This window comes from Amycolatopsis sp. lyj-108, assembly GCF_046549005.1.
Lineage (GTDB): Bacteria > Actinomycetota > Actinomycetes > Mycobacteriales > Pseudonocardiaceae > Amycolatopsis.
On sequence record NZ_JAJPWQ010000013.1, the window covers coordinates 17,413 to 39,036 of the forward strand.

At 68.1% G+C, this 21,624-nt stretch carries 20 protein-coding genes; 8 read left to right on the top strand and 12 right to left on the bottom strand.

Annotation, left to right across the window (positions count from 1 at the left end; translation table 11 throughout):
- The first annotated feature begins 76 nt into the window (after positions 1 to 76).
- Positions 77 to 682 (top strand): TetR/AcrR family transcriptional regulator, encoded by a 606-nt coding sequence (locus tag ACLJO0_RS35795; RefSeq protein ID WP_410583554.1) that lies wholly within the window; start codon positions 77 to 79, stop codon positions 680 to 682.
- Here the strand turns inward: ACLJO0_RS35795 and ACLJO0_RS35800 are convergent.
- On the bottom strand, positions 666 to 1,385 hold the full coding sequence (locus tag ACLJO0_RS35800; protein ID WP_410583556.1) for a TetR/AcrR family transcriptional regulator: 720 nt from the start codon (positions 1,383 to 1,385) through the stop codon (positions 666 to 668). The genes ACLJO0_RS35795 and ACLJO0_RS35800 overlap by 17 nt on opposite strands.
- A gap of 83 nt (positions 1,386 to 1,468) precedes the next feature.
- On the opposite strand from ACLJO0_RS35800, the gene ACLJO0_RS35805 reads away from it, so the two are divergent.
- Entirely contained in the window at positions 1,469 to 2,935 is a 1,467-nt protein-coding gene (locus ACLJO0_RS35805) for a carotenoid oxygenase family protein (protein ID WP_410583557.1), read from the top strand.
- A gap of 44 nt (positions 2,936 to 2,979) precedes the next feature.
- On the opposite strand, the gene ACLJO0_RS35810 is transcribed toward ACLJO0_RS35805, so the two are convergent.
- The 6 genes from ACLJO0_RS35810 to ACLJO0_RS35835 all read right to left on the bottom strand — a co-directional run bounded on the left by ACLJO0_RS35810 (position 2,980) and on the right by ACLJO0_RS35835 (position 10,813).
- A complete protein-coding gene (locus ACLJO0_RS35810; RefSeq protein WP_410583559.1) occupies positions 2,980 to 5,736 on the bottom strand; it encodes a DUF5682 family protein in 2,757 nt (918 codons plus the stop codon).
- The gene (locus ACLJO0_RS35815; RefSeq protein ID WP_125784594.1) at positions 5,733 to 6,845 is read right to left on the bottom strand and encodes an ATP-binding protein; all 1,113 of its coding nucleotides are present in this window, start codon (positions 6,843 to 6,845) and stop codon (positions 5,733 to 5,735) included. Before ACLJO0_RS35815 ends, ACLJO0_RS35810 begins: the two co-directional genes overlap by 4 nt.
- Before the next feature lie 20 nt (positions 6,846 to 6,865).
- Positions 6,866 to 8,236, bottom strand: coding sequence for a VWA domain-containing protein (locus tag ACLJO0_RS35820; protein ID WP_410583561.1), 1,371 nt, complete (start codon positions 8,234 to 8,236; stop codon positions 6,866 to 6,868).
- Positions 8,233 to 9,606 (bottom strand): hypothetical protein, encoded by a 1,374-nt coding sequence (locus tag ACLJO0_RS35825; protein WP_410583563.1) that lies wholly within the window; start codon positions 9,604 to 9,606, stop codon positions 8,233 to 8,235. Before ACLJO0_RS35825 ends, ACLJO0_RS35820 begins: the two co-directional genes overlap by 4 nt.
- On the bottom strand, positions 9,606 to 10,103 hold the full coding sequence (locus ACLJO0_RS35830; RefSeq protein WP_410583565.1) for a hypothetical protein: 498 nt from the start codon (positions 10,101 to 10,103) through the stop codon (positions 9,606 to 9,608). The genes ACLJO0_RS35825 and ACLJO0_RS35830 overlap by 1 nt, the downstream gene beginning before the upstream one ends.
- Before the next feature lie 71 nt (positions 10,104 to 10,174).
- Positions 10,175 to 10,813 (bottom strand): haloacid dehalogenase type II, encoded by a 639-nt coding sequence (locus tag ACLJO0_RS35835; RefSeq protein WP_410583567.1) that lies wholly within the window; start codon positions 10,811 to 10,813, stop codon positions 10,175 to 10,177.
- Positions 10,814 to 10,877: 64 nt separating this feature from the next.
- Between ACLJO0_RS35835 and ACLJO0_RS35840 the strand changes: the two genes are divergently transcribed.
- Positions 10,878 to 11,447, top strand: coding sequence for a CGNR zinc finger domain-containing protein (locus tag ACLJO0_RS35840; RefSeq protein WP_410583568.1), 570 nt, complete (start codon positions 10,878 to 10,880; stop codon positions 11,445 to 11,447).
- A 193-nt stretch (positions 11,448 to 11,640) separates the two neighbouring features.
- On the top strand, positions 11,641 to 12,408 hold the full coding sequence (locus ACLJO0_RS35845; RefSeq protein ID WP_410583569.1) for a twin-arginine translocation pathway signal protein: 768 nt from the start codon (positions 11,641 to 11,643) through the stop codon (positions 12,406 to 12,408).
- A 615-nt stretch (positions 12,409 to 13,023) separates the two neighbouring features.
- On the opposite strand, the gene ACLJO0_RS35850 is transcribed toward ACLJO0_RS35845, so the two are convergent.
- Positions 13,024 to 13,743 (bottom strand): S1 family peptidase, encoded by a 720-nt coding sequence (locus ACLJO0_RS35850; RefSeq protein ID WP_125784604.1) that lies wholly within the window; start codon positions 13,741 to 13,743, stop codon positions 13,024 to 13,026.
- A gap of 280 nt (positions 13,744 to 14,023) precedes the next feature.
- Here ACLJO0_RS35850 and ACLJO0_RS35855 point away from each other — a divergent pair, with 280 nt between their 5' ends.
- Both ACLJO0_RS35855 and ACLJO0_RS35860 read left to right on the top strand, forming a co-directional pair.
- A complete protein-coding gene (locus ACLJO0_RS35855; protein WP_410583572.1) occupies positions 14,024 to 14,719 on the top strand; it encodes a nitroreductase family protein in 696 nt (231 codons plus the stop codon).
- A 172-nt stretch (positions 14,720 to 14,891) separates the two neighbouring features.
- On the top strand, positions 14,892 to 16,280 hold the full coding sequence (locus ACLJO0_RS35860) for a Gfo/Idh/MocA family protein (protein WP_410583574.1): 1,389 nt from the start codon (positions 14,892 to 14,894) through the stop codon (positions 16,278 to 16,280).
- A 93-nt stretch (positions 16,281 to 16,373) separates the two neighbouring features.
- Here ACLJO0_RS35860 and ACLJO0_RS35865 read toward each other — a convergent pair whose 3' ends face one another.
- Complete coding sequence (locus ACLJO0_RS35865; RefSeq protein ID WP_125794462.1) at positions 16,374 to 17,171, bottom strand: adenylate/guanylate cyclase domain-containing protein; 798 nt, start codon at positions 17,169 to 17,171, stop codon at positions 16,374 to 16,376.
- A 228-nt stretch (positions 17,172 to 17,399) separates the two neighbouring features.
- On the opposite strand from ACLJO0_RS35865, the gene ACLJO0_RS35870 reads away from it, so the two are divergent.
- Together ACLJO0_RS35870 and ACLJO0_RS35875 are read left to right on the top strand one after the other, a co-directional pair.
- Positions 17,400 to 17,996: a DUF6801 domain-containing protein gene (locus ACLJO0_RS35870; protein WP_410583576.1), complete on the top strand. Its 597-nt coding sequence runs from the start codon at positions 17,400 to 17,402 to the stop codon at positions 17,994 to 17,996.
- 82 nt (positions 17,997 to 18,078) lie between these two features.
- On the top strand, positions 18,079 to 18,894 hold the full coding sequence (locus tag ACLJO0_RS35875; protein ID WP_410583578.1) for a hydrolase: 816 nt from the start codon (positions 18,079 to 18,081) through the stop codon (positions 18,892 to 18,894).
- On the opposite strand, the gene ACLJO0_RS35880 is transcribed toward ACLJO0_RS35875, so the two are convergent.
- The 3 genes from ACLJO0_RS35880 to ACLJO0_RS35890 are packed head-to-tail and all read right to left on the bottom strand — an operon-like array spanning position 18,887 to position 21,604.
- The gene (locus ACLJO0_RS35880; RefSeq protein WP_125794464.1) at positions 18,887 to 20,200 is read right to left on the bottom strand and encodes an MFS transporter; all 1,314 of its coding nucleotides are present in this window, start codon (positions 20,198 to 20,200) and stop codon (positions 18,887 to 18,889) included. The genes ACLJO0_RS35875 and ACLJO0_RS35880 overlap by 8 nt on opposite strands.
- Positions 20,201 to 20,221: 21 nt before the next feature.
- On the bottom strand, positions 20,222 to 21,067 hold the full coding sequence (locus tag ACLJO0_RS35885) for a DUF3592 domain-containing protein (protein WP_410583580.1): 846 nt from the start codon (positions 21,065 to 21,067) through the stop codon (positions 20,222 to 20,224).
- Between the two features lie 9 nt (positions 21,068 to 21,076).
- Positions 21,077 to 21,604 (bottom strand): hypothetical protein, encoded by a 528-nt coding sequence (locus tag ACLJO0_RS35890; RefSeq protein ID WP_396562845.1) that lies wholly within the window; start codon positions 21,602 to 21,604, stop codon positions 21,077 to 21,079.
- Between the last annotated feature and the right edge of the window lie 20 nt (positions 21,605 to 21,624).

Genomic DNA, 21,624 nt, shown 5'->3' on the forward strand with positions numbered 1-21,624 from the left:
GGTTTATGGTGCACTTGCACTATAACAGCGGGTGGCTGTTCGGACCACCCCCAGGAGGTCATGGCAGAGTGACCGCGTGCCGAAACGTGTCGACCACCAAGAACGAAGGCGCGAGATCGCGGAGGCACTCTTCCGGATCGCCGCCGCCCGAGGCCTGCAAGCGGTCACGCTGCGTGCGGTCGCCGCGGAGGCAGGCATCTCGATGAACCTGGTCCAGTACTACTTCCCGACCAAGGAGGAGATGCTGCGGTTCGCCTGGCAGCGGGTCGTCGAACTGACCGGCGAGATCGCCGGAAAGAGCATCGTCGAGGCGATGGCGACCGGGGACGAACGCACCATCGTGCGCGCCTACCTGACCGCCGTCCTGCCGGACGGCGAACGCCGCCGCATGCTGGCCGCGGTCCAGATCGCCTACTTCGCCGTCGATGTCACCCGCGGAAGCCAGGACCCCGACCAGGAACCGCTTCTACCCCACCTGACCCGCGCGCTCACCGAGTTGCTCCGAAAAGCGCAGGCAAAGGGCGACGTCTCCGCCCGCCTCGACCCCACGCTGGAGGCCGACGCGCTCGCGACGATGTCCGCCGGCCTCGTGACCGCGATCATGGTCGACGCCTACACCCCGGAACGCGCGGCGGAGATCGTCGACTACCGGCTCGACGAGGTGTTCAGCGGCGATCGATGAGCGCTTCGATGCCGTCCAGGATGCGGCCGAGGCCGAACTCGATGTCGGCTTCCTCCATGCCTTCTTCGCCGTACGCATCGCCGGAGATCACGGCGGCGACGCGCAGGTAGCCTCGGCCTTCGAGACGCGGCCCCAGGAACGCGCTCAACGCCCGGACCTGATCCGAAGGGCTCGCGTTCACGTCTCGCAGCAGTGAAGCGGTGCTGCGGACCCAGCCGTCAACGAGGACGGCGCAGCCGGTCGCATCCTGGACGCTCAGGCCCGAGCCGGCCATCCCCTCCAGGAAGTTTTCCAGCCACCCCAGCAGATTCGGCGTGCTCGGCGCCCTGCGCACCGGCAGGTCGATCAGCCAGGGGTGGCGGCGGCAGCGTGCGAGGAGCGCGCGGGCCCAGGCCGTCACCGCGGCGCGCCAGTCGCCGGACGACAGTTCCGGCGGCGGCCCCCAGGCCGCTTCGGCGACCAGGACGAGCAGCTCCTCCTTGGAGCTCAGGTACCGGTAAAGCGCGTTCGCGGTGATGCCGAGCCGTTTGGCGATCGACGGCATGGACAGTGCCGCGTAACCCTCCGCGTCGGCCTGCGCGATGGCCGCGTCGACGATCTGCTCGAGGCTGTATCCCGGTTTCGGCCCGCGCCGGGGCGCCGGGGTGTGCCCCCAGGCCAGCGCGGTACCCGGCGGCAGCAACTCGATCTCGACGTCGTCCATCGGGGCATTGTTGCACCCAAAACAGGTAAAGGCATACACTGTTCATGGCATACACAGTTACTTCCTGAGTTGGGGGATCGACCATGACCGAACCGAACAGGCGGAACGTGCTCCGCGGCGCGGCCGCGCTCGCCATCGGAGGAGCCGCCGCGGCCTACGGGAGCACCGGGTCCGCGTCCGCCGCGCCCAATCCGGCGAAACCGCGTTACCCGTTCATCGAAGGCGCGTTCGCGCCGGTGAAGGAGGAGGTGACCGCGTTCGGCCTGCCGGTCACCGGCCGCATTCCGGACGACCTCTGCGGGCGGTACCTGCGCACCGGGCCGAACGTGCTCGGGCTCGAAGATCCGCGCGCTCACCACTGGATGCTGGGTGAGGGAATGGTGCACGGTGTCCGGCTGCGCGACGGGAAGGCCGAGTGGTACCGCAACCGCTGGGTGCGTTCGTCCGGTGTCGCGGCGAAACTGGGCGAACGGTATCCGTGGCCGGTGCCCGCCGAGGATTTCGCGCCGAACACCCACGTGATCAGCCACCACGGCCGCATCCTCGCCCTGCAGGAGTCCGGTGCACCGCCGTACGAACTCGACGGCGAGCTGAACACCTTGGGGCCCTTCGATTTCAGCGGCTCGCTGGAGGGCTCCTACACCGCGCACACCAAGTTCGACGCGCGCGCCGACGAACTGCACGCCGTGACCTACCACCCGATCTGGGACCACGTACGGCATCTGATGATCGACCGGACCGGCCGCGTCGTGCGGACCACCCGGATCCCCGTCACCGACAGCCCGATGATGCACGACTTCGGGCTCACGGAGAACTACGTGGTCGTCTTCGACGTACCGGTCACCTTCGATCCGCAGCCGGGCAAGGTCGTGCCCTACAAGTGGAACACGGATCACCCGGCGAGGGTCGGGGTGATGAAACGCGACGGTGGCCCGGTCCGCTGGTTCGGCGTGGATCCGGTGTTCTACTCGCACACGCTCAACGCCTACGACCACGGCTCCACTGTGGTGGTCGACCTGACGACGATGCCGGCGCCGTTCGAAGTGGCAGGCAAGCAGGGCTTCGGGGGCCCGTCGGCGTCGGGGCCGCCGGTGCTGGAGCGCTGGACGATCGATCTCGCGCAGGGCCGCGTGCGGCGCCGTGTCCTCGACGACCGGCCACAGGAGTTCCCGCGGGTCAACGAAAGCCTGGTGTCACGACGGCACCGGTACGGCTACTCGGCCTCCCCCGGCGAACTGTTCGACGTCTACCTGGACAAGCCCGCCGACACCTTCGGCAACGCGCTGATCAAGCACGACCTGCGGAACGGACGCTCGGAGGTGCACCGCTTCGGCCGGGGCGCCGACGCGAGCGAAGCGGTCTTCGTCCCGTCGTCCCGCGGCAAGTCCGAGGACGACGGTTATGCCCTCGCCTACGTCAACAATCCCGACCGTAACGCCTCGGACCTGGTGATCCTTTCGGCACAGGACTTCACCGCGAAACCCTTGGCGCGCATCCACCTGCCGAGGCCGGTGCCGCTGGGCTTCCACGGAAGCTGGGTCGCCGACTGACCGATCGGGCGGTCACCGGACGCCCCGGCGACCGCCCCTCGGGTTCACACCCCGGTGAGTACCTCCTCCAGCGCGGCGGCGGAGTCCGGATACCGCTCTAGCAGCGTCAAACCGGTGGGTGCGGTGCTCCCCCATGGCTCGTCGCAGCCCAGCAGTCCCGCCACGGCGTCGCAGGCCGCCGGGTGCGCGGCCAGCAGCGCGAGCCCGCTCCCGCCCGATTTCCTCGGTAGGGCAAGCGGTTCCGGCTGGTCTTTCCAAGGCGGAACCCATTCATCGAGCGCCGCCAGGCGGCCGGGGAAGATCCGCCCCGCCTCACGCACGAGCAGCGGCACCAGATCCGCGCCCCGGGATCGCAGCGTGGTGATCAACGTCGGCAACCACGGCAGCAGCAACCTGTCCGGGAGCTCGGAGAAGGCGTTCGACACCGCCTCGACGACGAAGTCGGCCAATCCCGGCGCCGGTTCCAACGCGTGGACGAACCCGCTCAGGTAGCGCGGATAAGCGGGCAGCACCAACGGGTTGGCCAGCAGTCCGGCGCACCGCTCGCGGAGTTCCGCGCGCGAGAGGCGGCCGAGCTGGACCTGCGCCGCCCACAGCAACGCCACCTTCGACGGCTCCTCCGGATGCGATCCGGAGATCGCCAGCTCCAGCTGCGTACGGTCGCACCCCAGCGACAAGGCGAGCGCCTCCATGCTGAACAGGAAGCCCAGCATCGCGGCGACCTGCTCGACCCCGGCCTCCTCGTCGGCGAAGGCCGCCGGGAGCAGGGTGCAGTAATGCGCGTACCCCGTCCTGACGAAGTCCTCGATCCACCGGGGCAGCACCGGCTCGCTGGTCCGGTAGTGCGCCAGCAGCCTCCGCACCCGCCGCAGCACTTCCGGCGCGCCGTCGACGGAACGTTCGGTGGCCAGCACCTCCAGGGCACGCGTGCCCAGCTCCGCCGCAAGCCGGGCGCTGCGCAGGTAGAGCGTCGCGTCCTCGACCGCTCCTAGCACCTTCGCCGCGGTGGCCTGCGGATGGTAGGCGGCACGACGAAGGCGTTGCTCCAGCACCTGTTCGATGCTGACACCCTCGTAGCCCAGCTCGATGAGGGCCCGCTGGTGGGTGCCCAGCGCCAGATCCCACGACTCCTGGATCGGCCGTTCACCGAGCCGCCGCTCCCCCATGATCGGCCGCGCCGCACCGTGCGGCATCAGGTACCGCAGCATCCACAGCAGATCGGAGCAGGGCTCCAGCTCCGGCCTCGAAGCGATGTCGAGCAACGCCCGCTGCACACCTCGTTGCTGCAGCTTGAGGTTCAGGGGTTCGAGCCTGTCGTGCACGTCGCGTGCCAGCGGCGGCAACGCGTCGTAGCCGACCTGGCCGATCCGGTCGCCACCCATCATGATCTCGACGAGGCGGCGCACGTCGCGCCTGCCGGGCACGACGTCCTTCTCGATACAGGTGACCGCCGCGTCCTGGAAGTCGTACGGCGTCGGCTTGGCCCTGTCACGCAGGCCCGCCAGCAGGATCGAGGTCTCGAACACCGCGATGGCGTCGGCTGTCGAGGACAGGTACCCGTTGCGGCGCGCCGCCCGCACGATCTCGACCGACCAGCCGAGCAGCTCGGCCTCGTCCAGCCGGTCGAGCACCGGAGGCCGTTGCAGGAAACCGGAAAGCTGATCCGACGCCGCCGGATCCGGCGTCTGTGCAGGCAGCTCCGCGGCCTTCTTCCGCTTCGGGACGCCCACCTGCCCGTCCAGCTGAAACTGTTTCACCTTCGTGCGCTTGAGGTTCTTCGCCCATTCCGTCGCGGCGATCGACACCGATCCCCCGGCGAGCCCGAACTGCGCCTCGATCGAGGCGTGGCTCGACGGGATCAGCCCGTACTGCCAGGTGCTCGCGCTGCGCGGGCTGATCACGAACCCGTCCGCGCCTTCGACGCCGAACTCCGCGACCCGGCTGGCCGCGTGGAACGCGCCGCAGATGTAGAGGCAGTCCGCGGGATCCGCACCGGAAGTGGCGAGGTGCTCGCGCATGCGGGTCCACATGTAGCGCTCGCGGTCTTCGTCCACCCGCACGCGCCGGGTGTCGCCGGGCGCGAGACGGCGGAACAGGCTGCCGATCAGGAACATGACCTGGCGGTAGGTGTCGTGGTCGCTGTCACCGAGCGGCAGCTCGACGTACTGGTGCCACCACTCCGACCAGTGCCGCACCCGCCCGTGCCGCAGGAGGTGTTCCTCGAGTTCGGCGAACCGCGGCCGCAGGTCACCGATCTCGACGCCGACCGCGTCTCCGTGCAGCGCGGCCTCTTCCTCCGCGGGCGGCGCGTCCGGATCCGGGACGGGTTCGCCTTCGTTCCACTGGAAGACGTGGTCGGCCGACCGGTCGACGAGGACGAGTTCGACACCCGGGGTGTCGAGGGCGTACGCGATCGCCTGGTACTCGGCCGAAGCCTCGGTGATCGGCGCGACAACGGACAAGGGCGCCCACTCGGCGGGGAATCCCTTCACGTCCGTCGCGAAAGCCTGCACCGCCACGGGAAGACGGCAGTTGCGCAGCTCGGTCAGCAACGGCGCCATGTCTTCGCACAGTTCGAGGTACACCACCTTCGGCCGCTTCTCCCGCAACCGCCGGGCCATCGCCACGGCCGAAGCCGGGGAATGGTGGCAGACCGGGAAGATCTCCAACGGTTCCCGCACGGCGCGGTCGACGTCGTCGACGAGCCCGAGCAGGATGCCCTCCAGCGCGCCGGGCCCGTCGGCGAAGGCGGCCGCGGCCTCCTGCAACTGGCCGCGCAGCGCCTCGAAGGCGCCGCTCACGAGAGGGTGGCGATCGCGTCGCGGCCGCCGTCGAGGAACTCCGGCCAGTCCCCGCCCTCGTCCTTGCTGCGCGGCTCGACGACGCCGTGCAGGTACTTGTTGAGGATCGCCAGGTCTTCCGGCTCACGACGGGCGAGTGAGCCGACCAGCGACGACGCGAGCGTTCGGGCGGTCAGCGCCTGTTCGCCGAAGAAGTTGCTGTGCAGCACCGCGTCTTCGAGCACGCCGATCTGTTCGGCGGTGGACAACGCGGACTCCAGCTTCTCGTCGTCGCTGCCCGCCGACGCCGCCGCGGCACGCAGGTCACCGAAGCTGCGCAGCAGCACGTCGAGCAGGGTCGGCGGCACGTCCAGCTCGATCTGGTGGCGGCGCAGCAGTTCCTCCGTGCGGAAGCGGACGATCTCCGCCTCGCTCTTCTTGTTCGTCACCACCGGGATGCGGACGAAGTTGAAGCGGCGCTTGAGCGCGGAGGACAGGTCGTTGACGCCGCGGTCGCGGCTGTTGGCGGTCGCGATCACGGAGAAGCCGGGTTTGGCGAAGACGATGCCGTCACTGTCCAGTTCCGGTACCGAGATGTACTTCTCGGACAAGATCGAGATCAGCGCGTCCTGCACGTCGCTGGTGGACCGGGTCAGCTCCTCGAACCGGCCGATCGAGCCCGCCTCCATCGCGGTCATGATCGGCGACGGGATCATCGACTCCCGGGACTGGCCTTTGGCGATGACCATGGAGACGTTCCACGAGTACTTGATGTGATCCTCGGTGGTTCCGGCGGTCCCCTGCACGACGAGCGTCGAGTTGCGGGAGATCGCCGCGGCCAGCAGTTCCGCGAGCCAGCTCTTGCCGGTGCCGGGGTCGCCGATCAGCAGCAGCCCGCGGTCGGAGGCGAGCGTGACGATGGCTCGTTCGACGATGCTCCGGTCGCCGAACCATTTCTGCGAGATCTCACGGTCGAGGCCGTCGGCGCGCTCGGCGCCGAGGACGAACAGGCGCACCATCTTCGGGGACAGGCGCCAGGCGAACGGTTTGGGGCCGTCGTCGATCGACTCGAGCCAGTCCAGCTCTTCGGCGTACTTGAGTTCGGCGGGGGCGCGCAGGACGTCGGACATGTCTTGCCTTTCGGGGAAGTTCAGGAGGTGAGGAAGGTCTTGAGTTCGTGGACGAGCTTGGTGATGTGACCGGAGATCACCGGCGTGCCGAGATCCTTGAAGCGCTCACGGAACCAGGGGTTGACGCTGCCCCGGCCGGCGCTGGTGACCGAACCGACCGGGATGAACTTCGCCCCGGATCGGTGGATCGCGGCCATGCTTTCGAAGAGCTGCTCGACGCGGGTCTCGTAGAAGTCGGAGATCCACACCACCACGGTGTTGGCGGGCTCGGCGATCTTCGGCTGGGTCAGCGCCATCGCGACCATGCCGTCGTTGCCGCCGCCGAGATTCGTGCGCAGCAGGGTTTCGAACGGATCGTGCACCCACGGCGTGAGGTCGAGGGCCTGGGTGTCGTAGGCGATCAGGTGAACGTCCACTTTGGGCAGTCCGGCGAAGATCGAGGCCAGTACGGCGCAGTTGACCATCGAGTCCACCATCGAGCCGGACTGGTCGACGACCGCGATGAGCCGCTGCGGGGTGGTCTTCTTCGCGGTCTGCTTGTAGTAGAGGCGATCGACGTAGAGCCGTTCCTCGTCGGGGCTCCAGTTGGTGAGGTTCTTCCAGATGGTGCGATCGAGGTCGAGGTTGCGGAACACACGTTTCGGCGGGACCGACCGGTCGACCTTGCCCGTCGAGGCCTTCTCGACCTGGGTCCGCAGGACCTCCGCGATCTCGTCGACGTAGCGGCGGATGAGCGACTTGGCGTTGGCCAGCGCCACTCCGGACAGATTGTCCTTGTCCCGCAACAACTGTTCGATGAGGGACATACTCGGGCTCAGCTTCGCCGCGAGCGCGGGATCGGCGAGGACCTCGCGCAGATGCATCCGCTTGACGAGGTCGGCCTCGATGGCACCGAGTTCCGGGCCGATCGACGGGAGCAGCGTGCTCAGATCGGGAGCCGGGCCCCCGCCGGTACCACCCAGCCCGGTCGGAGCGCCACCGGGACGACCGCCGCGGAGCTCACCGGGGCGGCACCCCAGTGCGCGCTCGAACCAGCCCGCGTCGGCCTGCCAGCTGGACAGCTGCCCGGCTGTCACGGTGGAGGGTGCCGCGGCGAAGACGTTGAGCAGCACCTTCGACACCAGCGCCGCTCGCCGCACCTCCGCTGCCTTGTCCCGGCTGTCTTCGGCTTCGGGGACCATCAGCCCGTCGAACTCGACGGCCAGTTCCGGATGACGCTGGACGACCGAGTCGACCGCGACGTTCGGATCGAGCAGCGCGGACGGCAGGCCGATGTCCTCGACCACGGCCACACTCGCCGCTTCGAGCGCGGCCTGCTCCTCGGGGTCGAAGAGCCGGGCGAGCAGCCGCCAGTACAGGACCTGGCGGCGGTTGTCCTCGGATTCGGTCATTTCCGCAACAGCCTTCCGGCGCGTTCGCGCAGCACGGCCGCGGCGTCGGTGGCCGCCTTCTCGGCTTTCACCCCGGCCTTGTCCGTGGTGCCCCCGGCCCAGGCCCCGGCGTGCACGGCGGTGGTCTTCTTGCGCACCGTGGTCTCCACCGCGAGCGGTTGGAGCCGGAAACCGCCGTCCCACCGGATCAGGCCGATGCACGCACTGGAACTCGCGACCGCTTTCGGTGTCAGCGGCCCGGCTGCCGGGATGCGGTCGGTCTCGACGGCGAGGTGGTTCCCCGCGAACGTGAACGTGAGCGCGTCTTCGTCGCCCTCGATGCCGTAGCCCTCGAGGAAGACGGGGACGGCGATCCGCACCGGATGCCGATCCAGTGGTGCGACCGCCGGCGTGACAGCCTTCGGCAGCGCGACACGCGCGGTGGAGAAAGCGTCCGCGGGCTCACCGAGGCGGGCAAGTTCGTCCTGCCAGAGCAGGTCGCCCTCGGCGGTGAGCGGCATCTCGGCAAGGTCCATCGAGCGGCCCTCGCTGATCGCCGTGAGCAGGGAAAGATGCGGGCGCAGCAGCTGCCAGATCCCGGCGCCGATGATCGTGTCCGGCTTCGGCACTGTCACGCTGGCACGCACGAGACGCGGCGTGCTGCCGTCTTCGGGCTCGAATACGGCGTGGACCTGGGCTTGCGCTGCCGTCGAGTGTTCCAGCAGATCGACCCCGAGCGGCAGCAGGCGGCCGGTGACCGTGCCGATCGCGGGCGTGGCCGCGGGCAAGGTCAGCAGCATCCCGCGCGACCACAGGTCGCCCCAGCGTCGAACCGGAACTCGTTCCAACGCCGCACCAGGACAGGACGCGGCGAGCTCCGCGGCAAAGCCGTCGAGCAGGACAGCCAGCCGACGCAGACTCGGTTCCGCGAGCAGAGCGGAGATCACCTGCGCCGAAGCCGAGATCAAATCGTGGTCGATGCCCTGCCAGCCGGCGCGGGCCAGATCGGACAGCCAGGAACGCGCGGCGGCCGGCAGATTCGGCATGTCCGTCTCGGACACTTGCCGAATGGACTCCTCTTCCGACGGCCGGCCGGTCGCCTCGGCAAGGCGCGCGAGGACGGCGTCGTGCACGGAACCGAACACGGCGATCCTCGCCGCCGCAAGGGAAACGAAGTGTTCCTCCCCCGCGGCACCGGCTGCCGTCTTCTCGGCCGCCTCGGCGACTCGCGACGCCAATGGCGACCCCGCGACGGCCTCGGCCAGCTCGGTCAAACCGGCGATCTTCTGTGGACGAAGCAAGCCGGCGACGAGTACGTCATCGAAGGCGTCGACAACCGCCAGCGCCTCATCGAGACCGGCGATGGGGTCGGTGAGCAGATCGGTGCGCATCACACCACCGCCCTGGTCGGCGGGAACCAGTGCAGTTCCGGCACCGGCGCCGTCGACGCTTCGAATTCCAGATATGCCAAGTGCCGCAAGAACTGGCTGAACACGGACGCGGCGGCGGTGTTGTCGCCCTGCGACGGCCGCGTCGCGCTCATGGTCTGCGAAATGGCCTGCGCGGTCGGCTCCGGAACTTCGACACGCAGGTACCGCGCCACACGCTCGGCGCCGTACTGAAGGGTGGATTCGTTGATCAGGGCGAGGATGTGGTTGCAGAACATGCCCCGCGCCCCGCCGCAAGGCCGGTTGTTGTTGGTACTACAGGCGAATTCGTACGTGCTCGCCGCGACCGACGAGACGTACACGCGCCCGATGTCCGATCCGCTGGACACCACGCCCTGCACCCGTCCGTCGGCCAGTTCGACGAACGGGACCTTCGCGAGCTTGCGCGGGCGGGCAGGTGGCAACACCCGGGCCGTGCTCGCTCTTTCCCAGTCTGACAACGCATCTTCTCCTTGCGGGGTGCCTCGGTGGGGACTGGGATGAACCTAGCGGGCGGCACCGACAGTTTTGATCACATCCGTTGTTTTGCGAGCTGAACCGCCAGATCGGCGAGGTCCTCGGTGTAGAAGTCGAACCGGTCCGTCGCCACCGGCGGGTCCCCGACAGGCCTCGCGACATAGGCGGTCCGGAGACCGACACTCTGCGCTCCCCTCAGGTCCCACGCGTGGGTGGCGACCATCAGCAGCCGCTCCGGCGGCGCGTCTGAGGCCCCAACGGCCAGTTCGTAGACGGCCGGGTCCGGTTTGTAGGTCTGTGCCTCCTCCGCGGAGAGCGCCAGATGCCACCGGAGGCCGGCGTGGGCATTGATCCGCAGCAGGCTCCTCCGGCCGGCGTTGGAGAGGCCGATCAGCCGGTGGTTCTCGGCGAGCCTGGCCAATCCTTCGACGGAGTCGGGCCACGGCGAGAGCTTCGGCACCACGTCTGTGTTGGTGGCGACCTGGGCCGCTTCGCGGTCGAGAACGTCACTCGGGGCGTACGGCCTCTCCCCCTCGACGATGCGCCGCTGCTCGGTCTCGACGTGGCCCTGCCACAGCTCGACCAGCTCGTCAGCGTCCGCATCCGGCGCGGCTTCCCGGATGGCCGCGCGAATCCCAGCCGGTTCGTCGACGAGCGTGCCGAGTATGTCGAACACCAAGGCGTCGATCTCCACGGAGAACCTCCCGGTAAGGGTTAAAGTAACGGTTAACCGCGAACGTACGAGAGGCCGGTAAGGGATGCAAGTAGCATTAGACGATTACGTCTGGGCGGCGGGCATCGCTACCGACCTGGTCAACACCACCGCGGAGGTCTGGCAAGGCGAAGACAAGCTGCCCGACCTGGCGTCTCTCGCCGCCTTCGCCGAGCTTCACTCACTGCCTGAGCCCTCCCGGCCCGGCGATCTGCGTGCCGTTCACCGGCTACGCGTCAAAGTCCGGGATCTGATCGACCACCCGGACCAGGCGCGCCTCATCACTGGCGCCACCGCGCTCACCACTTCGATCGGTGACGTCACCCTCGACACCTCGCGCGACCGCGCTCGATGGGCGGTCTCGCTCCGGCCGGACGCGACCGTCTTCGACGCGCTTTCCCTGATCTGTGGCGTCGGAATACTCGGCGTCGTCCAGTCTCTCGGCGTGGAACGGTTCCGCGCCTGTGGCGCACCTACGTGCCGAGGTGCGTTCATCGACACAACGCGCCCTGGGCGACGTCGCTATTGCATGCCGGGATTATGCGGAAATCGCGTCAACGTGGCCAACCACCGGGCACGTAAGGCCGCCGAGACTTTGGATTTCCGGGCGTCGTAGGCAAATGCCGTAGCAGCGGTTCGAGAACTTGGCCCATCAAAGAATACTGCCCACTTCGAAGTATGGTGCGCGCGAGTGAACTTTCTCGACAGCGGACGAGTCGTGGCGGACAATCGAATGCGCGCGACACATTACGGCAATCCCTTGTCGCGCTCAGTTCCCTCGCTCCCCTCATTCGGCGAAAAGGAAACCCATGCATGACGATGATGAGCCCGTAGGCCGGGTACTCGGCAGGCGGCAGGCGTTGATTCTCCTCGGCGCCGCCGGCGCGACACTGACTGTCGCCGGATCCGCCACCGCGAGTGCCACCACCTCCAGCGCAGGCACACCCGAGGTCTGCACGCTTGATTGCGTGGTCAAGCCAGAACAAATGGAAGGTCCGTACTTCGTCGACGAACGGCTCAACCGTTCCGATATCCGCAGTGAGCCATCCACCGGACAGCTGGTCGCCGGCACCGCGCTGGCCATCAATTTCACCGTTCAGCAAATTCGCCAGCAGGTGTGCACCCCACTACCGGGGGCCATGGTCGACCTCTGGCAGTGCGACGCGTTCGGGCTGTATTCCGACATTCCGTCCCAGGGAAGTCGCGGACGCCGTTTCCTGCGCGGTTACCAGAACACCGACCAATCGGGAGCGGCCAAGTTCACGACCATTCTTCCCGGCTGGTACACGGGACGCACGCTGCATATCCACCTCAAAATACGCACCGTCGGAACCAACGGCCGGCCGTACGAGTTCACCTCGCAGCTCTACTTCACACCCGAGTTCGGCGCGGCCTATCTGCGGACCGAACCGTACCGGCGGAAAGGCCCGGCCGACACGACCAACAGCCGGGACTCGATCTACCGCAGCGGCGGAGCCCAGATGCTGCTGCGCCCACAGCAGGCCGGAAGCGGCTACACGGCGGACTTCGCGATCGGTCTCGACCTGTCGAACACCCAGGTCGGCCGTCCCGACTAGCGCGTGTCTCATATTTGAGGGGTAAGGCAAACGTGTCGTGCCTGGGGCGAGACAGCGGTCTGGGTGACGCGACACCGCACTCGCGTGCTCAGACTCCGCACACCCGAGTGCGACATCCAGGCACGCGAGTCACGCCTTACCGAAGTACATGAAGGCCCCCTTCCTTGCGCTAGACGCAAGGAAGGGGGCCTTCATGTACTTCACGACCGGCCACCGAGGTCACAGCCGTCCCACTGTCACCAGAGACCACATCCGACGGTAGCGAAAGCCTCCTTCACTACCCTCAGAGTAGGCAAGGAGGCCCTCACAACCAGGAGAACGCATACGCAGAAGCGGACACCGGCCCACGCCGCGACACGTTTGCCCTTCCCCTCAAATAGAACCCTCATCGCCACTCACGACCTCTTTGCCTAAACGGGCATATGCCTTAAAGTAGACATTTCGTCGCTGGAAAGCGTCCCTTGTGGACACTCAGAGCGCAGCTGACTCCTGTCGGCCAGTCCGGAACCACGCTTGGGCGCGAAGATCGCGAGCTTGGCTTATGAAACGCGCGCTAAGAGCACAGCACAGGGCCCTCCCCGGCAACCGCCGGGGAGGGCCCTGCTACACCAGATGTCAGACGCCGGCGATCTGCTGGATCCAGGGCCGGTACCGCGTGATGTTCGTGTACGCGGTCGTGGTCTGCCGGTCACTCGTCGACGCGACGCCGACCTGACGGCCGGAGGCGAACATCGGGCCGCCCGAGTCGCCGCCGGCGGTGATGCCGTCGCCGCGGCGCGCGCACACCGCGATGCCGCCGTTGTAGTCACGGCAGGAGACCGACGTGACCGAGACGTTGGCGACCTTCAGGTAGCGCGACTGGCAGTTGATCTCCGAGCCGCACTGACTGGTCGCGCCCCAGCCGTAGACCTGGACGGTCTGCCCGACGGAGACGTTGGCGGTCGTGCCCAGCGGCGAGTACGTGGCGTTCACCGGGGCGGTGAGCCGCACGATCGCGAGGTCCGCGCTCGCGTGGCGGGTGACGGTGGAGCCGGTGGCCATGGTGCCGCCGCTCTGCTGGTCGAGGCTGCCGATCCGGAAGGTGAACGTGCCACTGCTGGCCACGCAGTGCTTCGCGGTCAGGATGTACTGCGGCGCGATGATCGTCGAGGTACAGGTCTGCCTGCCGTTGGCGAAGAGCCTGGCCGCCCAGGGGCCGCTCGACGCGTTCTGGCCGCCGATGATCATCGGCTGGACATCGGAGGACGGTTCCGCGGCGGATGCCACGGGGGCGGTGACGCCGAGCAACGCCGCGAAGGCGGTGCCGGCGATCAGGGCGAAGGAGCGCAGTCGCATGGTTCCGACTCATTTCTGCGACCCGGGTTCGGCCGCGCGATGGGGACGGGTGTGCTGATTCTGGGGCGCGGCAAGAGAAGCCTGACACCGACGAAAGTCGTGCAGTAGATACCTATTCCTACGTCGCGGCCACCGCTAAGTGGCCCTCTAGGTACTGGAACGGCCCACCGGTTACGACGACCGGCGTCCGTCCACTTGAGACGGATGGCGGCATAACCCCAGGGACATAACCTGGCTCCAGGGCTTCCCGAAAACCAGGTCCGCCACCACAATCGGGACCATGACCGCAGCACAGTGGACCCCGACCTACGGCGACCCCTTCGAGCCGGTGCCCTATCGCCCGGCGCGCATGTCCGCGGAAGAATCGCTGGCCACCGCCGCCGATCTGCGCCGCCGCATGGACACCCGCCGCACCGTGCGGATGTTCTCGACCGACCCGGTACCCGAGCAGGCAGTGGTGGACGCCATCGCGGTGGCCTCCACCGCACCCAGTGGCGCACATCAGCAACCGTGGACCTTCGTACTCATCAAGGACGCCGCGACCAAACAGCGGATTCGAGAGGCGGCCGAAGAAGAGGAGCGGGTTTCGTACGAGGGCAGGCTCGGCGAAGAATGGCTGTCCGCCTTGCGCCCGCTGGGCACCGACGCCGTGAAGACCCATCTCACCGACGCCCCGTACCTCATCGTGGTCTTCCAGCAGCGCTACTTCCTCGACGAGGACGGCACCAAGCACAAGCACTACTACGTCGACGAGTCGGTGGGCATCGCGGTCGGCATGCTGATCACGGCGTTGCATCTGTCCGGACTGGCCGCGCTGACGCATACGCCGTCGCCGATGCGGTTCCTCGGCGAGCTGCTCGAACGGCCTCAGAACGAGAAGGCGTTCGCCGTCATCCCGGTCGGCTATCCGGCGGACGACTGCGTGGTGCCGAACCTGGTGCGCAAGTCGATCGACCAGGTGCTGATCCGCCGTTGAGCGCGAGCGTGACCCGGGTGTGCGCGCACCCGGGTTGCGCGAAGCGCCCGCAAACAAGCAGTCAAACTGCGCATTAGTGCAGTTTACTGCTCACTTTGACGCATCTCTTGACATATCCGGCGGCGATTGGACAAGGTCTGGGCACCGAAGGCGACACGAAGGAGTGTTCTTCATGGCCGACCTGCCCTCTGTCTCCCGGCGGACACTGTTCGGCGGCGCGCTCGCCGCCGGGGCGCTCGCCGCGATCCCGACGAGCGCGACCGCAGCCGAAGAGGCGGAAAGCGCGCCTCGCCGTCCTGGTCAGCGCAGCATGATCGGGGTGCCGTTCGAACGGCACCAGACCGTCCGCGTCGGGATGATCGGTCTCGGCAATCGCGGCATGTCCATGATCGGCGGGTGGAGCGCCGTACCGGGCGCCGCGGTCACCGCGGTCTGCGACATCCGCGCCGAACGCGCGAAGGCCGCCGCGGACAAACTCGCCGCCGGTGGGCGTCCGCGCCCGGCCGAGTACGGCGGATCCGCCGACGCCTACAAGAAGATGCTCGCCCGCGACGACATCGACCTCGTCTACATCGCCACCCCGTGGGAGTTCCACTACTCACAGGGCAAGGCCGCGCTGCTGTCCGGCAAACACGTCGGCGTCGAGCTGCCCATCGCCACCGAGCTCGACCAGCTGTGGGACCTCGTCAACACCAGCGAGCAGACCGGCAAACACCTGTTCCTTGCCGAGAACTGCAGTTACGGCCGCAACGAGCTGGCCATCCTCAAGATGGCGCACGAGGGGGTCTTCGGCGAGGTCACCAACGGGCACGGCGGCTATCTGCACGACCTGCGCGCACTGCTGTTCTCCGACACGTACTACACCGACGCGTGGCGCCGGAAATGGCACACCCGCAGCACCGCGAGCTTCTACCCGATGCACGGCCTCGCGCCGATCGCCGCCTGCATGGACGTCAACCGCGGCGACCGGTTCGCCACGTTGCGCGCCACGGCGACCGAGCCGAAGGGGCTCGCCGACTACCGGAAACGCCACATGCCGCCGGGCCATCCGTCGTGGAAAGAGACCTACGTCAACGGCGACCTGGTGACCTGCCTGATCGAGACCGAGCAGGGGCGGATCATCCGCGCCGAGCACGACGTCAGCTCGCCGCGGCCGTACAGCCGCATCAACAGTCTCGCCGGCAGCCGAGGCATCGTGGAGGACTACCCCGCCCGCATCTACCTGGAGCCCGACCACAGCGGGCACGCGTGGAAGGACTTCGGGCCGTACCGCGAACGCCACGACCACTGGCTGTGGAAGAAGCTCAAGGACGACCCGAACCTCGGCGGGCACGGCGGCATGGACTACGTGCTGCAGTGGCGGATCGTGCAGCAGATGCGCGCCGGGCTGGTGCCGGACATCGACGTCTACGACTCGGCGGCCTGGTGCTCCCCCGTGCCGTTGAGCGTGGTGTCCCTCGCCCGCGGCGGGAAACCGGTCGCGGTACCGGACTTCACGCGCGGCGGCTGGTCGAAGCCCCGGACGGGGCTGGACTCGCAGCCTTCGGAGATGCCCGGCTAGGGCTTGCGGCTCGGTACGTGGCAAGGCTCCGTGAGGGCCTCCTTCCCTACCCTGAAAGTAGGGAAGGAGGCCCTCACGGACCTTCCTGGCTCGTCACGAGGAGTAGCGAGGCACGACGCGGTAGACACGGAGGTCCTTCGGGGTCCCCTTGGCGCGGAAACTCCGGCGCGGGCGCACGATCACCGCGCCGGGGTCCAGCTCGTCGACGACGCTTCCGCTGGCCAGCACCTCGTCGCCGTCTGCGGCGGCCATGATCCTGGCGGCGATGTTCACGTCGACGCCGAGGTAGTCGTTGCCGACGCGGCTCGGGTTGCCGCGGTGAAGCCCCGCGCGCAGATGGGGCAGGTAGCCCTCGGCCTTGATCACGCTCACGGCGGAGCACGTCTCGTACGCGGCTTTCACCGCCTCACCCGGGTCGGCGAACACGGCCATCACTCCATCGCCGAGCCCTTTCACGATGCTGCCGCGGTGCCCGGTGACGACCGATTCGGTCACCTCGGCGACCGAACGCAGCAGCTCCAGCACGCGCTCGTCGCCCGCCTGCAACGCCCAGGTCGAGAAGCCGACCAGGTCGGTGAACAGCACCGTGATCCCGTCCGCGGACATCGGCTGCGCGCCGGTCCGGCGGACGGCCTGCCAGGCCTGCACGGCGGCCAGTCCCAGCTCACGGGTGGCGCTGGGCCGGTCCGCGCCCGCCTCGGTGAGCAGGCGGGCGAGCCGGTCGGACGAACGGCCCGTCGACGGCGCCAGCGGGTCGCCGGGCGTGCCGTCCCCCGGGACGAGCCTGCGGAGGAACCGCGCGCCGCGCACCAGTTCGCCGCGCTGGTCCGTCGCACGCAGGAACCTGCGGGTCCGGCGATGCCACGGCTCGGGTCGTTCGGTCACGATCAAGACCTTAGACCGCGCACGGTACGACCGGAGCACCTGTCACCGGGATGACAAGAATGCGGCACGTATTTCCCCTTTCCGCCTTCGTATGACAATTCATGAACACGCCATTCCACATATGCGTGACAAGATCCACACGTAAAGAAAACGCGAGAGATCTTTTCCTTTCCTCGTTGGTGACTTTCCACCTAGATTCGGCGTCGAGCCCATTCAACGACGAAAGGACCTGACATGACGGAAACCCTCGTACGGAAGGGTGTTCGGCGGTTCTGCGCGGCCGGGATCGCGGCCGCGGTCGCCGGCACGGTCATGTTCGCCGCGGCGGGAACCGCTGCCGCCGTCGAAAAGAATCTCACGTACAAGGGCGGCTTCCCCATCATCGGCGACCAGAAGGTGGCGGTGGTCGTGAAGGCGGAAATCCCGGCGGCGGCGAAGGCCGGGGAGCCGGTTTCGGTGCCGTTCACCCTCGACGTCGACGCCGGTCAGGCCGCGGGCGACGGGCTCCGGCTCGTCGGCGCCAAGAAGCTCTCCGGCACGATCAGCTCGAAGGTGAACATCGCGCTCGGTGAGCAGAAGATCGCGATCCCCATCGAGCTGCCGATCCCCGACACCGAGGTGCCCGCCGAAGGACCGCTGAAGTTCACCGCGGAGGGCAAGGTCGACTTCACCATCCCCGCGGGCACCCCCGCCGGTGAGGCGACCAGCAGCGTGGACGCCGCGGCGACCTCGCATATCGTCACCGACAGCTCCCTCGGCGAGTTCGACGTCCAGCTCGCGCTCGACCCGCCCGACCAGGACGCCGTCCTCGGCAAGACGACCGTCAGCTGAACCCTCGTCTTCCCCCGGCTCGCCGAGCCGGGGGAAGACGCGTCTTGACCTCCAGCGCACTGGAGGTCGCAAGCTGTCGATCATGTGGATTTGCGACAGGTGCGGTATCGAACATCCCGCCACCCCCGAACCTCCCCGGTGCGTTCTCGACCGCGGCGAGGTCGGCATCGAAGAAGCAGGCGACCTCGGCGCGCACACCGGACGTTGGTGGACGCACGAGGAACTGATCTCCGCGCCGCACAGGACCTTGCACCGCGATCACGGCCGCGGCCTGCACAGCATCAAACGGGAACCGAACTTCGCGATCGGGCACTGGTCGTTCATCGCGGTGACCCCGGCGGGCACCCTGCTCTGGGATCCGCCGTCCTGGTTGGACACCGAGGTGCTCGACGTCGTGCGCGGCCTCGGCGACGTCGCCGTGATCGCCACCAGTCATCCGCACATGTTCGGCGCCCAGCTCGGCTGGAGCCGCGCGCTCGGCGGCGTCCCGGTGCTCGTCAACGAACGCAACCGAGAATGGCTGCCCGCACCCGATCCGGCGTTCGAGTTCTGGGACGAGTACGCGGAACCCTTGCCCGGCCTCGAACTCGTCCGGCTCGGCGGGCATATGCGGGGCAGCGCCGTGGCCAGGACGCCGGACGGCAGCATCCTCGCCGGGGACACGATCTCGGGTGGGCTCGCGCCGGACTGGGTGTCGTTCCAGCGCAACTTCCCCAAGCACGTCCCGCTTTCGGGCGCCGTGGTCCGCCGCATCGTCGACCGGCTCGACGACTTCGCCTACGACCGGCTCTACACCCTCGGCGGCGACACCATCGATCGTGACGCCAAGGCCGTGGTGCGCCGAAGCGCCGAAACCCACATCCGGTGGGTGAACGGCGACTTCGACCACCTCACTTGATCGCGTTCTTTTCCTTGTTGCGGAAGGTCAACGCGATGGCCCCCGCCATCGCCATGAAGAACGCGACAGCCCACATCCCGGCGCGGAAGCTCCCGGTCAACCCCTGCAACCAGCCGGTGAGGTAGGGACCGACGAAGCCCGACAGGTTACCGAAGGAGTTGATCAGGCCGATCCCGGCGGCGGCACCGACTCCGGTCAGGAAGGCGTTGGGCAGCTGCCAGAACACCGGGATCGCGGTGAACACGCCGACCGCGCAGACGGTCACCGCGATCATCACCCACAGCGGCGAGCCGAGATACAGCGCGCCGGCGATCGCGACCGCGCCGACGAACGCGGCGATGGCGACGTGCCCCGCCCGTTCGCCGGTGCGGTCCGAATGGCGCGCCCACAACACCATGGCCACGGCGGCCACCGCGTACGGGATCGCCGTGATGAGCCCGATCTCCACGATGCTGTAGTTGGTCTGGAACTGTTGCTGGAAGCCCTTGATCACCTGCGGCAGGAAGAACGCGAGGACGTAGAGGCCGAAGATGATCCCGAAGTAGACGGCGCTCAGCGCGAGCACGCGCGGATCGGTCAGCGCCGATCGGGTGCTCACCTCCTTGCCGACCTCACGGGAGTCTTCCGCGTCGATGGCCGACTGCAACGCCGTGCGCTCCCCCGGGGAGAGCCACTTCGCGTCCTTCGGTTTGCTCGGCAGCAGGAAGAACACCGCCACCCCGAGCAGGATCGAAGGCACCCCTTCGGCGAAGAACATGAAGCGCCAGCCGGCGTCGAAGCCGAGGACGCCGTCGCCGTGCTTGATGAGCAGAGACGAAACCGGGCTGCCGATGACCGACGAGAGCGGCACCGCGAGGAAGAACAGCGCGACGATCTTGGCTCGCTGCTTACGCGGGAACCAATAGGTCAGGTACAGGATGATGCCGGGGAAGAACCCGGCCTCGGCGATCCCGAGCAGCACGCGGACGATGTAGAAGCTGACCTCGCCCTGGATGAACGCGGTGGCCGAGGCGACGATGCCCCAGGTGACCATGATCCGCGCGATCCAGATCCGGGCGCCGACCTTGTGCAGGATGACGTTGCTGGGCACCTCGAAGAAGAAGTACCCGACGAAGAACAGGCCCGCGCCGAGCCCGTAGGCGGCCGAGCTGATGCCGAGGTCGGCGTTCATGGTGAGCGCCGCGAACCCGACGTTGACCCGGTCGAGATAGTTGAGCAGATAGAGCAGCCCGAGTAACGGGACCAGCCGGATCATCGCCTTGCGGACCGCTGACGCGGTGGACACCTCTGCCGTCTGTTCGTCCATCCGCGGGAGTGTAGAGGGCGATCAGAACAGTGGAGGCAGGAACGCACCGAAGTTTCCGCCGGCGGCCCGATCGGCCGGATCCGGATCCACCTGGACCGAGTCCGGGTTCAGCGGGTCGTAGGTGACCTTCACCGTCGAACCTCGGGCCGGGGCCTGCATCGGCGAGGTGATCATCGTCGTGATGACGGTCCGCTCACCGCTGTCCGTGGGAAACCGGACCTGCACGCTGAACCGCGGATTCCCCATCACCCAGACGTTCGTGAACTCGACGCCGAGCACGTGGCCGATCACCTGACGGCCGGTCTGGGCCAGCGCCTGCGCGCGGTCGTCCGCCTCGGCCCTGGTGACGAAGGCCCGCCCCAGCACCATGATCATCACCAGCGCGCTCACCCCCGCCACCGCCGGTACGAGATACGGCTCGTAGTAGACGATCCAGTCCACATCGGTCCAGGGGTCGGACGGCAGCCGCTGCCCCACCGACTCGGGCGGCGTCCAGGACGGGATCGCGACGCCGCTGCCCAGCGCGATGCCGAGGGACGCGGCGAGGCTGCTCGCCCGGAAGCCGACGCCCATCCCGCGCAGCGACATTCCGCCGCCCCACAGCATCGCGAACCCGAGCGACGAAGCCACCGTGATCGAGACGCTGAAGAACAGGACGAGCGAGACCGCCGGACCCGCGTCGGGCCCCCACGCGTCGACGCGGTTCAGCGACATCAGCCGGAAGCCGTCCAGCAGCCCGAGGGCGCCCGACCAGCCGACGGCCGCCCACGCGAGGGTCGTCGGCACGCCGAGCAACCACAGGCGCAGACCCGGGCGGCGGGCCTGCCGGGGGTCTCCCGGCAGGCCGAACTCGAAGGACCCGAACATCGCCGCCGCCTACGCGATCGGCCCGAACACGGCGACCTTCGCCGGGTCTGCGGGGTCGACGCGGGCCTCGTGACGGGTGCCGGGCGCGTACTGCTGGATCGTCGCCAGCGGCGCGATCAGCTGCGACACCGTCCGGTAGGTGGTGCCGTCGGCGCGGGTGACCTCGAGCGTCGCGGTGTACTGCGCCTGCCCGGCGATCTTCCGGCCGGTCGGCTCCAGCTCACGGATCACCAGGGTGGCGGGCTCGCAGGTGTCGTAGAGCCGCCGCAGTTCCGTGCCGTAGGCCTGCAATTCCTGCTGCTGGCGCAACTGCTCGTCCATCGGCAAGGCCAGGAACGCCGCCATGTCCGGGTCGGCGTTGAGGTTCCGGAACGCCTGCGCGGCCAGTTGCGGTGTGGGCAGCTGCGGGGTGATGTCGTGCCCCTGCGCGGCGGCGGCCTGCCGGAACTGTTCCGCGTGGCGGTGGAAGTCCTGCTCCCCACGCGCCATGCCCTGCTGCGTCGCGTCGTTGATCTTGTCGCGGATCTTCTTGAACATCGGGTGCCGCCTTTCGCCGT